Source organism: Lutibacter sp. (assembly GCF_041562875.1).
Taxonomy (GTDB): domain Bacteria; phylum Bacteroidota; class Bacteroidia; order Flavobacteriales; family Flavobacteriaceae; genus Lutibacter.
In genome coordinates this window covers 60,874-73,133 of record NZ_JBFFOE010000001.1, presented here as the reverse complement: position 1 = coordinate 73,133, position 12,260 = coordinate 60,874, and the positions used below count along the sequence as shown (strand labels likewise).

Here is a 12,260-nt window from a genome sequence, read left to right as displayed (position 1 = left end):
AAAGATGAAAAAAAATATTTTAATTTTAATTGCTTGCATAGCATTCGGTACTCTTACAAGTAACGCACAGTCAATTTTTGGGAAATGGAAAACTATTGATGATGAAACAGGTAAAGAAAAATCTATAGTTGAAATTTATAAGGAAAATGGTAAAGCTTACGCAAAAGTTTTGCAAGTTTTAGAAAAAGGAAAAGAAGACAAAATTTGTGATTTATGCAAAGGTGATAATAAAAATAAACCCGTAAAAGGTATGGTTATTATCAATGGTTTATCACAAGATGATGATGAGTGGAACAATGGTAAAATTTTAGACCCAAAAACAGGAAAAGAATATAAATGTTATATTACTTTAGAAGACGAAAACAAATTAAAAGTTAGAGGTTTTATTGGTTTTGCAATTATTGGGAGAACACAATATTGGACAAGGTTTCAAGATTAAATAAATTCAATGAAAAAACTCCTATTTATTATTGAATAGGAGTTTTTTATACTTTTAATTTCGTTTCTTTAACATAGGTACAAATCTAAATTTACCTAGTTCATGTTTTTTAAAATCTTTTTCACTAGTCCTAACAAATAACGTCATTATTTGTTCATCCTCACCTACAGGAATAACTAACCTACCTCCTATTTTTAATTGAGCTAATAATGGATTTGGTACAAAAGGAGCTCCTGCGGTTACTATAATCCTATCAAAAGGAGCATTTTCTGGCAAACCTTTATAGCCATCTCCAAATATTATTTTTTTAGGATTGTACCCAATTTTAGGTAAAAACAATTTTGTTTTTTTAAACAATTCTTTTTGTCGCTCAATGGTATATACTTTTGCTTCCATTTCTATCAACACTGCAGTTTGATACCCTGAACCTGTACCTATCTCTAAAACATTATGATGGGGTTTTACTTCCAACAATTCTGTTTGAAAAGCTACTGTATATGGTTGTGAAATTGTTTGATCTGCTGCAATTGGAAATGCTTTATCTTGGTACGCAAAATCTACAAAACCAGAATCCATAAATAAATGTCGGGGAACATTCGCAATTGCTGTCAACACATTTTTGTCTGTAATTCCCTTTTCTTCTAAAATTTTTACTAATTGATTTCTAAGTCCTTGATGTTTGTGTGTATCCTTCACTAATTACAAAATTTGAGTTGCTAAAAATAGGAATAAATGCTTAAAGATTCTTACTTTTGTTTATCTAAAAATAAATATTCTTATGATACTAAAAGCAGGAGTTTTAGGTGCCGGACATCTTGGTAAAATTCATTTAAACTTATTAAATCATTCCAAAAAATATAATTTAGTAGGTTTTTATGATCCTATAAAAGAAAATGCAGCAAAAATTGAAGCCGAATTTGGTTATAAATCTTTTGATTCCATTCAAGAATTAATTGATGCAGTAGACGTAGTTGATATTGTAACTCCTACGCTGTCTCATTTTGATTGCGCTAAAGAAGCCATAGAAAAAGGTAAACATGTTTTTATTGAAAAACCAATAACAAAAACAGTTGAAGAAGCTGAAACAATAATTGAGCTTTCAAAAAAACACAACGTAAAAGGTCAAGTTGGTCATGTAGAACGTTTTAACCCAGCTTTTACAGCCGTTAAAGATTTAATTACAAATCCAATGTTTATTGAAACACATAGATTAGCTGAATTTAATTCACGAGGAACTGATGTACCTGTGGTTTTAGATTTAATGATTCATGATATTGACATTATTTTAAGTGTTGTAAAATCTAAGGTTAAAAGTGTAAATGCAAGTGGTGTTTCTATAATTAGTGATACACCTGACATTGCAAATGCTCGTATTGAATTTGAAAACGGTTGTGTTGCAAATTTGACTGCCAGTAGAATTTCATTAAAAAATATGCGTAAAACACGTTTTTTTCAACGTGACGCATATATTGCAGTAGATTTCTTTGAAAAAGCGACTGAAGTTGTAAGAATGAAAGACGCTCCAAAAGTTCAAGGTGATTTTGATTTAGTTTTACAAAATGCTGAAGGCGTTAAAAAGCAAATTTATTTTGAAAACCCAATTATTGCTAGCAACAACGCTATTTTAGATGAATTAGAGACCTTTGCTGATGCAATAAATAATAATACAACACCTATTGTAACTTTAGAACAAGGAGCAGAATCTTTGCGTGTTGCGCACATGATTATTAACGATTTTTAAAATGACTATTTATCAGGTTGATGCTTTTAACAATGAAATATTCAAAGGAAACCCTGCGGCGGTAATTCCTTTGAATGAATGGATCTCAGATTATTTAATGCAAGCTATTGCTGAAGAAAATAATTTATCTGAAACTGTTTTCTTTGTGAAAAATGAACAATCTTTTGATATTAAATGGTTTACTCCTTCTTGTGAAATTGACTTATGTGGCCATGCTACGCTAGCTGCAGCACACATAATTTATACTGAATTAGATTTTGAAGAAGAACTAATAGTTTTTAATTCTAAAAGTGGAAATCTTACTGTTAAAAAAAATGATGACTGGTATACGCTAAACTTTCCTTCTGAAGAAATTGAAGAAATTGAAACGCCTATACTTTTAAAACAAGCATTAAATGTTTCTATTTTAAAAACATATAAAGGAACTTGGAAATTAATGGTTGAACTTGAAGATGAAACTACTGTTGCAAATTTAAAACCCAATTTTAGTCTCTTATCTGAATTAGAATCAAACGGAATTGCAGTCACTTCAAAAGGGGACAAAGTAGATTTTGTTTCAAGGTTCTTTGCCCCAAAACTTGGTATAAACGAAGATCCTGTTACTGGTTCAGCACACAGTTTATTAATTCCATTTTGGGCTGAAAAGTTAAATAAAACTAAATTAAACGCTGTTCAACTTTCAAAACGAGTTGGCATTTTAAAATGCACCTATTTAAACAATCGAGTTGAAATGAGTGGACAAGCATCCACCTATTTAAAAGGAAAAATTACACTATAAATATAAATTATGAAAAATATAACCGTTATTGGTGCTGGAACAATGGGCAATGGTATTGCACATGTTTTTGCTCAAAATAATTACATTGTAAACTTAGTTGATATTTCTCAAGATGCTTTAGACCTTGGTTTAGCAACAATTACCAAAAATTTAGATCGATTAGTTTCTAAAGATATTATTACTGAAGCTACTAAAATTAGTACGCTAAACAATTTGACCACATTCACTTCTATTTCTGAAGGGGTTAAAAATGCAGATTTAGTTATTGAAGCTGCCACTGAAAATGTTGATTTAAAATTAAAAATATTTAAACAATTAGATGCTGAAGCTCCTTCAAAAACTATTTTAGCAACAAATACTTCGTCAATTTCAATTACTAAAATTGCAGCGGTTACAAACCGTCCAGATAAAGTAATAGGAATGCACTTTATGAATCCTGTTCCAATTATGAAATTAGTAGAAATTATTAGAGGTTATAATACTTCTAATGAAGTTACTAAAACCATTATGAAGCTTTCAGAAAGTTTAAAAAAAGTACCTGTTGAAGTTAATGATTATCCTGGTTTTGTTGCTAACAGAATATTAATGCCAATGCTTAATGAAGCTATTGAAACATTGTACAATGGCGTTGCTGGAGTTTATGAAATAGATACAGTAATGAAATTAGGAATGGCACACCCAATGGGACCACTGCAATTATCCGATTTTATAGGTCTAGATGTTTGCTTATCTATTCTAAATGTAATGTATGACGGATTTAAAAATCCTAAATATGCACCTTGCCCCTTATTAGTGAATATGGTACAAGCTGGGAAACTAGGAATAAAATCTGGTGAAGGTTTTTATGATTATTCAGAATCACGAAAAGCAGAAATTATCTCCCAACAATTTAAATAAAAAAAGAGCCGCAAATTGCGGCTCTTTTTTTATTATAGATACTTTAAGAAAAAATCCATCATGCTTTCTTTCAGTTCATAATGCATTTTTACAAATGTTGCCATTTCATCTTTTAACATTACCTGTTTTTCTTGAAATAAAACTTCTGCATTTTTTTCAAATTTTGATTGTGCTAATTCTCTCTTCTTCATTCTAATTCTATGTCTTAAATGACCCATCACCTCTCGTTCACGAATTATTTTATTTTGAAAACCTTCTAACTGCACCATAACATCACTTCCAAGGTTACGAATTGCAATATGCTCTAGTTTTTCTTCAAAATAATCCATTTCACTTTCCTGAAACTTCAATTCTCTTTTCCATACATCTAAATTGAAGTTTAAATCACTTAAGTAAACTAACTGACTTTCCATACGCTATCTGCTTTTAAAATTTTAATACTATAAATTTCTTACTTTAATTTAAATTTTCCGCTGATAAAAATCATAAAAGATTTAAATGAACAAAATAATTTATATCTCTAAAAGTATTTCTATAAAGATATAAAAAAAGCGTTTTAATAGATATTAAAACGCTTTTAAATTTTATAAAAAGTTACTCATTAGTCATTGCCATTTTCCTCTTCTTCTTTTTTAGATGTTTTATTCCAAATTTTTATTTCATCTTCAATAGTAACTCCCGATAGTATTTCTACATTAATCCCATCAGAAATTCCTAATTCCACATCACGTTTTTCAAATTCCTGATCACCAGTTTTAACATCAACGTAAGGTTTCTCAGTTTTTTTATCAAATTGCAATAAAGCTTCCTTAATAGAAAGTACACTATCTTTCTTTTCTAAAACAATATCTGCGTTTGCACTATAGCCCGCTCTAACAAAAAATTCATCATCTAAAGTTACATCACCTTTTATTTTAAACTGTACAGCACCATTCTCTTCTGTTCCTTTTGGAGCAATAAAGTTTAATTTAGCAGGATATTTTTTCTTTTCAATTGCGCCTAAAGAGACTTCTAATACAGTGCCGTTTTTAATTTTTCCAACCTCAGCTTCATCAACTTTCCCTTCAAAAATCATTTTTGTCATATCTGCAATAGTTGCTATAGTAGTACCTGCATTAAAAGTATTGCTTTCAATTACTTGAGTACCTCTACGAACTGGGATTTCTAAAATTGTACCAGAAATTTCAGCTTTCACATAAGTGTTTGCTGTTTTCCCCATACCTGCTGCGGATCCCTTTCTAATAATATCCAAATTATTTTGAGCACTATTTAAATCTTGCTTTGCACTATTAAAGTTTAATTCAGTAGTTTCAAATTCTTGACGAGAAATTACACCTTTTTCAAATAATCCTTTATTTCTTTCAAATAATATTTTAGTGTTATCATAACGAAGCTGAGATGTTTTAACATTTCCTTGGGCACTATTTAATGATTGTACATTTGGAACTACTCTAATAGTAGCTATTAAATCACCTATTTTAACTTGTGCTCCTTCTTCGACAAATATTTCTTCAATAATTCCTGATACTTTAGGTTTTATTTCAGCTTCTTCCAAAGGAACCACTTTACCCGTAGCTACCGTTTTTCTAACAATATTCGTTTTAAATGGTTTTTCTGTTTCATATTGTATTGGAGATTTGCTATTCTTAACTCCAAACCAGACTAAAATAGCAATAAGTGCCAATCCTATTCCTCCAAAAATTAATGTTTTTTTCATTTGTTTATTTTTTATTGTTTTTAAGGTCTATGAAATTCATCTTATAGTTTATTTTGAATGTATTCACAACATAGATAAGATTTATTTCATTAATGTTGATTTTCTTTTTATTATGTAATCCTTTCTAATCTGTTTATTTATATTTATTCTTCTCTTAGTGCTTCAATTGGGCGTATACTAACAGCTGTATGTGCAGGAATTAATCCAATTAAAGTACCTAACGTAATTAATGTTAATACTGCGATTAACACTACTGGTATATCTACTGTAGGATTTGATAATGCTGCTTCTGGTCCTTGCCCTAAAGTAGCATCAATTAACATTAAAACCAAACCTCCAAATATAATTCCTAAAGCACCCGCAATACTGGTTAAAAATACAGATTCTAATATAATTTGACGTTTAATTTCCCAAGGTTTTGCACCTATTGCTCGTCTAATTCCAATCTCTTTAGTACGCTCTTTTACAGTAATTAATAAAATATTTCCAATGGCAAAAACTCCAGCAATTAAAGTTGCAATACCTACAAACCACGTTAAAAATTGCATTCCTGTTAAAAAACCGGTTACTTTCGCTATTTCTTTTCCTAAATTAAAACTACCGAAAGCTCTTTCGTCTTTAGGGTGAACTTTATGCAAGTTTTTTAACAATAATTTTATGTCTGCTTCTATTTGAGTAATATCAAATTCAGGCTTTCCAGTTATCATCATCCAGCCAATACTGTCTCCTCTATTATATACTTGTTGAAATGTAGTAAAAGGAATATGTATATTACCTTGAGGCCCACCTGTTCCTACTTGACCTTGCTTATACATACCAACAATATTATAATTGATATCGTTAATTTTAATATAAGTTCCTATAGGATACTCATCTTTATCAAAAAGTTGCTTGTAAATTTCTTCTTCAATTACGCATACTTTTTTCTTTTCCTTTATATCATTATCATTAATAAACCTTCCATATACTAGATCTTTCTTTTGTACTTTATCTAACTCAGGATAATCACCAAAAATACCGAAAGTACCCGATTTAAAATTATTGGTTGCCATTGCTTGTGTTTGATGGCGTGGGACTACAAATTCTAAACCTTTAATTTCATTTTTAATATTTTCTAAATCTGACATTTTTAAAGTAAGACTTTTACCTTCTTGGAACCCTTTAAAAGGTTTGCTTGTTTGTTGTGCCCAAACAAAAACGCTGTTAGTTGCAAAACTTCCAAATAATTTATTAAAATTATTTTCAACTCCTTTTGCTGCTCCTAATAACACTACCAATAAAAATATTCCCCACATTACACCAATAACTGTAATGCCAGTTCGCATTTTATTTTTACGAATACTGCTAAATATTTCTTGCCAAGTATCTTTATCAAATAAAAATTTAATCATATTATTCGTCGTTTAATGCTACAATTGGTTTAATGCTTGCTGCCCTTTTAGCTGGTATATAGCCTGCAATTGTTCCAGCAATTATTAATATCACTGTTGCGCCAACAACAACATATGTTTCAACGCTTGGATTAATTATAAAATATTTTTCTAAACTAGTTCCTAAAGCTTTTAAAGCAAAAACACCTAACATTAAACCTGAATATCCTGCTAAACCAGTAACAAATATGGATTCCATCATAATCATTCCAATAATTGATTTTGGTGTTGCACCCAATGCTTTTCTAATACCTAATTCTTTAGTTCGTTCTTTTACTATATAAACCATAATGTTACTTATACCTATAATCCCTGCAATTAAAGTTCCAATTCCAATAAACAATATAATAACATTAAGTACTGTCATAAATTGTTGTACATTTTTAGTTCCTTCAGCATAATTTCTAACACGAATTGCAGCTTGATCTCTAGGATCTACATTGTGTTTCTCTTTTAACATTTTTGTTAACAAATTACTAAAAGCTAAAGCTTCATCTACACTTAATTTAGGATTAAATGTAAGTCCTATATAATCTAACTCATCATTAGGTTTATACATTCCTTGCATTGTAGTAAAAGGTGTATAAATAAAACGTTCATCGTTGTCACCTCCTGGATCATTAAATACTCCTACAATTTTATAGGAAATCCCCTCCATATTAATATTTTTTCCAACAGCACTTAAACTACCAAACAAATCTTTTTCAACCAATCTTCCAACAGCAGCAACTTTGGCTCTATTTTCAATATCTAAATACGATAAAAATCTTCCATCTTGAATCACTGCAGATTCTAAAGGTTGATAATCTGGATAAACACCTCTAATAGTATATCTATTTTGTTCTCCTTTATAGATTACTTGCATGCTCCTTTGAATATTTGGGCTGAAATATTGAATTTCATCCTCAAACTTTTCATTCATAAATTTAGAGTCATCATTTCTAAATTGAATTTGCCTTCCACTTTGCAATCCTTTATAAGGTTTTGTTGTACTCCCAGAATTTATATAAATTGAATTTTGTGAATCTCCCGCAAATTGTTTCTCAAATGTATGCTTTAAGCCATTCCCTATTCCAAATAAAAGAGTAAAAAGTAAAATAGCAAAAGATATTGTAAAACCCGATAAAGCAGTTCTTAGTTTATTTTTACTAATGGCTTGAAAAATTTCGCGCCAACGATCTAAATCGAACATAATTAAGCGTTTACATTTTTATTAACTTTTTCATCACTTATAATTACACCATCTTTTAAGCGAACAATTCTATCTGTTTGTTCTGCAATATCCTCTTCGTGTGTAATTACAAAAACGGTCATTCCCTCTCTGTTAATATCTTTTAACAATTGCATTACAGAATCTGATGTAGCAGAATCTAAAGCTCCTGTTGGCTCATCTGCTAATACAACTTTTGGACTTGTAGCTAAGGCACGAGCAACAGCTACACGTTGTTTTTCTCCTCCTGAAAGTTCACTTGGCAAATGGTTTGCTCTATCTTTTAAACCAACTTTATCTAAATATTTTAAAGCAATTTCTTGGCGTTCTTTTCTTCCTATACCTTGATAATATAAAGGAAGTGCTACATTTTCAACAGCTGTTTTATAGGTTATTAAGTTAAATGATTGAAATACAAAACCTAAAAACTTATTTCTAAGAATTGCTGCTTTTGTTTCATCTAAATTTTCAATTAATTGTCCGTTTAAATAATATTTTCCTTCATCATGAGTATCTAATAAACCAACTATATTTAACAATGTTGATTTTCCAGAACCTGATGAACCCATAATAGCTACAAATTCACCTTCCTTAATATGTAAATCTAAACCCTTTAATACATGAAGAGAATCTTTTCCCATTGGGTAAGATTTATGCAGTTTTTCAATCTTAATCATTTGGTTTGTTGTTTTAAACGAATTTATGAATTGCTCCTTTAAATAGTTATTAATTTTTTGTTAAAACACAATTATATTTTTTAAAATGTAACTTTGTTTTATGAACAATTTTAAAGGCAAATCAATTATTCTTTTTGATGGTGTTTGTAATCTTTGCAATTCAACTGTAAATTTTATCCTAAAACACGATAAAAAAAAACAATTTATATTTACCTCTCTTCAATCAGACGCTGCAAAGAAAATTTTGTTACAGTTCCCAATGAAAATTTTCAATTTAGATTCAATTATACTTATTGAAAACGGATTAATCTATGAAAAATCAACAGCTGCTTTAAAAATTTCGAAGCATCTATATAATGGTTATCAATTACTTTATCTTTTTATAATTTTACCCAAATTTATAAGAGATTGGATATATAATTATATTGCAAAAAATCGATATAATTGGTTTGGCAAAAAAGATACATGTATGATTCCGAGTGAAGAAATTAAAAACAGATTTTTAACGGACTAACTTCTAATCTATTGTTGTTTTTATAAAAAAGAGAAGTATTAATACTTCTCTTTTTTATTCATTATTATTTTTTAGGATAATTATCATCCCACTCTTTTACTTTTGGAGTATGCAGTTTCCCTAATGATTTAGCAACCAACATTGCTACTGATGCATCTCCTGTTACGTTAACAGTAGTTCTCATCATATCCAAAGGTCTATCAATTGCAAAAATTAAAGCTAAACCTGCTTCCGGAATACCCGCTTGTCCTAAAACAATAACCAGCATAACCATTCCTGCTCCAGGTACAGCTGCTGAACCAATACTTGCCAAAGTTGCAGTTACAATAATACCTAATTGAATACCTAAAGATAAGTCCATTCCAAAAGCTTGTGCAATAAATACTGCTGCTACTGCTTGATATAGACTTGTTCCATCCATATTTATGGTGGCTCCAATTGGTAATACAAAACTACTTACTTCTTCATCTACACCTAAATGTTCTGTTACTCTTTCCATAGTAACTGGCAAAGTTGCGGCACTACTACTTGTTGAAAATGCAAGTAATTGAGCAGGTGAAATTCCTTTTAAAAATGTTGATGGCTTTTGTTTAGTTACTATCCATACAATTAAATTATAGAAAGTTATCATAATAAGCAGTCCTAGAATAACTGTAAAAGCATACCAAACCAACGCTTTAAATAAATCTAAACTTGGTGATTCAACAACTAAAGCCGCTAATAATGCAAAAACACCGTACGGAGCTGCAAGCATAATAAGGTCGATAATTTTTAAAATGACTTCATTAAAACCATCAAAGAAATCTTTAACAACTTTTGATTTTTCTTCAGGAATTAATATTAACCCAATACCAAAGATTATTGCAAAAAATATAACTTGAAGCATATTTTTATTTTCTGAAGCTGCCCCAAAAATATTTTCAGGAACAATATCAACTAAAGCTTGTAAAGGACCACTTTCTTTTTGTTTTGCCGCTTCTTCTGCATATTTTCCTGCATCACCACTATAATTTTGAACTAATTCTTGACGTGTTTCATTTGAAATTGAATTTCCTGGTTTAATAATGTTAACCAATAATAATCCTATTGAAACAGCTATAACTGTAGTGATTAAATAAATACCAATGGTACGCCCTCCCATTTTAGATAATTTTGAAATATCTTTTAAATCAGAAACACCTTTTATAAGTGAAGCTAATATTAATGGTACTGCAATTAATTTTAAAGCATTAATAAATATTTTTCCAAAAGGTTTTATCCAATCTTGCACTATTTCTTTACCTCCATCAAACTGTGTCATTATTAACCCCAGTAAAACACCCAAAACCATTCCAAGTAATATTTGCCAGTGTAATGCTAATTTTTTCATCTAAAACTTTTAAAATTTGTTGAAAGATAAAAAAAACATAAAGCTTATGTCATTTTTTTGCATAAAAAAAGCACTCGAGGTGCTTTTTTTATGCAAAAAACCATAAATTTAATTGAATTGGTATCTAATTGATAGTGCTAAATCCAAATTAGTGTCTTTGCCATAATCACCTATAATACCTATTTCGGGTCTAAAATCAAGGGAAATTAATATCGGTGCTTCTTCAAAGTTATATTCAATACCTATATTTCCATCAGCATTTATAAATAGTCCCTCATTTCCATCTCCAACGTAACTATTAGCATAATTCCAAGAACCTAAACCTGCACCAAAACCAGCATACCAATTAAAACCTTTATCAATGTTCCAAACCCATTGATAGATCCCAGTTAATTTAAATGCATCATAATCTTTATGATTTCTGTAGCCTAAATCCAGTTCAAAGCGATTCATTTCTGATAATTGATTTTGATAGGAAATCTCACCACCAAAACCATCATTATCACCAAATCTAACACCAATTGCATTCTTAGAAATTTCTTGGGCATTTATTGTTAAAATAAAACCAAGTAGAAATATAGACATCAAAAATATTTTTTTCATAATAAAACTCGTTAAATTAATAGCGAAATTATTAACAAATACTATACCATTTAAACTCTAAATTAATATTTTAGTTGTAAATAAATGACCTTTTTATAATTTTGTAAATTAATCTATATAGAATAAAAAAAATATTTATATTTTGGTCAAATAATTATAATATTAAATACAAAAAAATGGCAGGAATACTAGATATTTTAAACAGTGACACTGGTAAAACTCTTATTAGTGGAGCAAGTAAACAATTTAGACAAGATGAAGGGAAAACAACTATCGCTTTAAGTACTGCTTTACCTTTAATTTTAGGGGCAATGAAAAACAATGCTTCTACACCAGAAGGAGCTTCGGGATTATTAAGTGCACTTGGTAACGATAAACATAGCGGTGGAATTTTAGACAACTTAGGAAGCATTTTAGGCGGTGGTGAAGTTAATCAAGATGTGCTTGATGATGGTGCTGGAATTTTAGGTCATATTTTTGGAGGTAAAGAGCAAAGGGTTGCAAATGCGGTAAGTAAATCTAGCGGAATTGATATGGATACTGCAATGAACATTTTAAAAGTTGCTGGACCTCTAGTAATGGGAGCTTTAGGAAAAGAAACTCGTCAAAAAGATATTTCTGACCAAAATGGTATTGGAGATTTATTAGGTGGAATGCTTATTGGTGCCTCAAATGATCAACAAAGTTTAATTACTAAATTATTAGATGCTGATGGTGACGGAAGTATAATTGATGATGTTGCAGGAATGATATTAAGTGGTGATAAAAAGAAAGGTGGATTAGGTGGTATGCTTGGTGGACTTTTTGGAAAATAAAAATTTAAATGATATAAAAAAGGTCAAATTTAACTATTTAACCTTTTTTATTCGATTATTTTTATTATTA

The 12,260-nt window shown here is 29.7% G+C and carries 14 protein-coding genes; 6 read left to right on the top strand and 8 right to left on the bottom strand.

What is annotated here, in order from left to right; all coding sequences use genetic code 11:
• Nucleotides 1–4: 4 nt before the first annotated feature.
• The gene (locus tag ABY863_RS00345) at nt 5–439 is read left to right on the top strand and encodes a DUF2147 domain-containing protein (protein WP_372792172.1); all 435 of its coding nucleotides are present in this window, start codon (nt 5–7) and stop codon (nt 437–439) included.
• A gap of 54 nt (nt 440–493) precedes the next feature.
• Here the strand turns inward: ABY863_RS00345 and ABY863_RS00340 are convergent, their stop codons facing one another.
• The gene (locus tag ABY863_RS00340) at nt 494–1,135 is read right to left on the bottom strand and encodes a protein-L-isoaspartate(D-aspartate) O-methyltransferase (RefSeq protein WP_372792170.1); all 642 of its coding nucleotides are present in this window, start codon (nt 1,133–1,135) and stop codon (nt 494–496) included.
• An 85-nt stretch (nt 1,136–1,220) separates the two neighbouring features.
• Here ABY863_RS00340 and ABY863_RS00335 point away from each other — a divergent pair, with 85 nt between their 5' ends.
• From ABY863_RS00335 to ABY863_RS00325, 3 genes are read left to right on the top strand one after another with little or no spacing between them, the layout of a single operon-like run.
• Complete coding sequence (locus ABY863_RS00335; protein ID WP_372792226.1) at nt 1,221–2,180, top strand: Gfo/Idh/MocA family protein; 960 nt, start codon at nt 1,221–1,223, stop codon at nt 2,178–2,180.
• Nucleotide 2,181: 1 nt separating this feature from the next.
• Complete coding sequence (locus tag ABY863_RS00330; protein ID WP_372792168.1) at nt 2,182–2,958, top strand: PhzF family phenazine biosynthesis protein; 777 nt, start codon at nt 2,182–2,184, stop codon at nt 2,956–2,958.
• 9 nt (nt 2,959–2,967) lie between these two features.
• A complete protein-coding gene (locus ABY863_RS00325) occupies nt 2,968–3,855 on the top strand; it encodes a 3-hydroxyacyl-CoA dehydrogenase family protein (RefSeq protein WP_372792166.1) in 888 nt (295 codons plus the stop codon).
• Nucleotides 3,856–3,887: 32 nt separating this feature from the next.
• On the opposite strand, the gene ABY863_RS00320 is transcribed toward ABY863_RS00325, so the two are convergent.
• The 5 genes from ABY863_RS00320 to ABY863_RS00300 all read right to left on the bottom strand — a co-directional run bounded on the left by ABY863_RS00320 (nt 3,888) and on the right by ABY863_RS00300 (nt 8,889).
• A complete protein-coding gene (locus tag ABY863_RS00320; RefSeq protein WP_372792164.1) occupies nt 3,888–4,268 on the bottom strand; it encodes a hypothetical protein in 381 nt (126 codons plus the stop codon).
• Between the two features lie 188 nt (nt 4,269–4,456).
• Nucleotides 4,457–5,572: an efflux RND transporter periplasmic adaptor subunit gene (locus ABY863_RS00315; RefSeq protein WP_372792162.1), complete on the bottom strand. Its 1,116-nt coding sequence runs from the start codon at nt 5,570–5,572 to the stop codon at nt 4,457–4,459.
• Nucleotides 5,573–5,715: 143 nt separating this feature from the next.
• A complete protein-coding gene (locus ABY863_RS00310; RefSeq protein ID WP_372792224.1) occupies nt 5,716–6,960 on the bottom strand; it encodes an ABC transporter permease in 1,245 nt (414 codons plus the stop codon).
• Between the two features lie 4 nt (nt 6,961–6,964).
• On the bottom strand, nt 6,965–8,194 hold the full coding sequence (locus ABY863_RS00305) for an ABC transporter permease (RefSeq protein ID WP_372792160.1): 1,230 nt from the start codon (nt 8,192–8,194) through the stop codon (nt 6,965–6,967).
• Between the two features lie 2 nt (nt 8,195–8,196).
• Complete coding sequence (locus tag ABY863_RS00300) at nt 8,197–8,889, bottom strand: ABC transporter ATP-binding protein (RefSeq protein ID WP_372792158.1); 693 nt, start codon at nt 8,887–8,889, stop codon at nt 8,197–8,199.
• 100 nt (nt 8,890–8,989) lie between these two features.
• On the opposite strand from ABY863_RS00300, the gene ABY863_RS00295 reads away from it, so the two are divergent.
• Complete coding sequence (locus ABY863_RS00295; RefSeq protein WP_372792156.1) at nt 8,990–9,403, top strand: thiol-disulfide oxidoreductase DCC family protein; 414 nt, start codon at nt 8,990–8,992, stop codon at nt 9,401–9,403.
• Between the two features lie 64 nt (nt 9,404–9,467).
• On the opposite strand, the gene ABY863_RS00290 is transcribed toward ABY863_RS00295, so the two are convergent.
• Both ABY863_RS00290 and ABY863_RS00285 read right to left on the bottom strand, forming a co-directional pair.
• The gene (locus ABY863_RS00290) at nt 9,468–10,772 is read right to left on the bottom strand and encodes a dicarboxylate/amino acid:cation symporter (RefSeq protein ID WP_372792154.1); all 1,305 of its coding nucleotides are present in this window, start codon (nt 10,770–10,772) and stop codon (nt 9,468–9,470) included.
• Between the two features lie 108 nt (nt 10,773–10,880).
• Nucleotides 10,881–11,375 carry a hypothetical protein gene (locus ABY863_RS00285; RefSeq protein WP_372792152.1) on the bottom strand — a complete coding sequence of 165 codons (495 nt, stop codon included), beginning with the start codon at nt 11,373–11,375 and terminating at the stop codon, nt 10,881–10,883.
• A 176-nt stretch (nt 11,376–11,551) separates the two neighbouring features.
• Here ABY863_RS00285 and ABY863_RS00280 point away from each other — a divergent pair, with 176 nt between their 5' ends.
• Nucleotides 11,552–12,190: a DUF937 domain-containing protein gene (locus tag ABY863_RS00280; RefSeq protein ID WP_372792150.1), complete on the top strand. Its 639-nt coding sequence runs from the start codon at nt 11,552–11,554 to the stop codon at nt 12,188–12,190.
• Nucleotides 12,191–12,260 lie beyond the last annotated feature (70 nt).

Coding starts and splice junctions, on each gene's coding strand:
- ABY863_RS00320 (WP_372792164.1), bottom strand. CDS start 4,268: ATGGAAAGTCAGTTAGTTTACTTAAGTGATTTAAACTTCAATTTAGAT.
- ABY863_RS00290 (WP_372792154.1), bottom strand. CDS start 10,772: ATGAAAAAATTAGCATTACACTGGCAAATATTACTTGGAATGGTTTTG.
- ABY863_RS00315 (WP_372792162.1), bottom strand. CDS start 5,572: ATGAAAAAAACATTAATTTTTGGAGGAATAGGATTGGCACTTATTGCT.
- ABY863_RS00330 (WP_372792168.1), top strand. CDS start 2,182: ATGACTATTTATCAGGTTGATGCTTTTAACAATGAAATATTCAAAGGA.
- ABY863_RS00345 (WP_372792172.1), top strand. CDS start 5: ATGAAAAAAAATATTTTAATTTTAATTGCTTGCATAGCATTCGGTACT.
- ABY863_RS00325 (WP_372792166.1), top strand. CDS start 2,968: ATGAAAAATATAACCGTTATTGGTGCTGGAACAATGGGCAATGGTATT.
- ABY863_RS00295 (WP_372792156.1), top strand. CDS start 8,990: ATGAACAATTTTAAAGGCAAATCAATTATTCTTTTTGATGGTGTTTGT.
- ABY863_RS00285 (WP_372792152.1), bottom strand. CDS start 11,375: ATGAAAAAAATATTTTTGATGTCTATATTTCTACTTGGTTTTATTTTA.
- ABY863_RS00300 (WP_372792158.1), bottom strand. CDS start 8,889: ATGATTAAGATTGAAAAACTGCATAAATCTTACCCAATGGGAAAAGAT.
- ABY863_RS00305 (WP_372792160.1), bottom strand. CDS start 8,194: ATGTTCGATTTAGATCGTTGGCGCGAAATTTTTCAAGCCATTAGTAAA.
- ABY863_RS00280 (WP_372792150.1), top strand. CDS start 11,552: ATGGCAGGAATACTAGATATTTTAAACAGTGACACTGGTAAAACTCTT.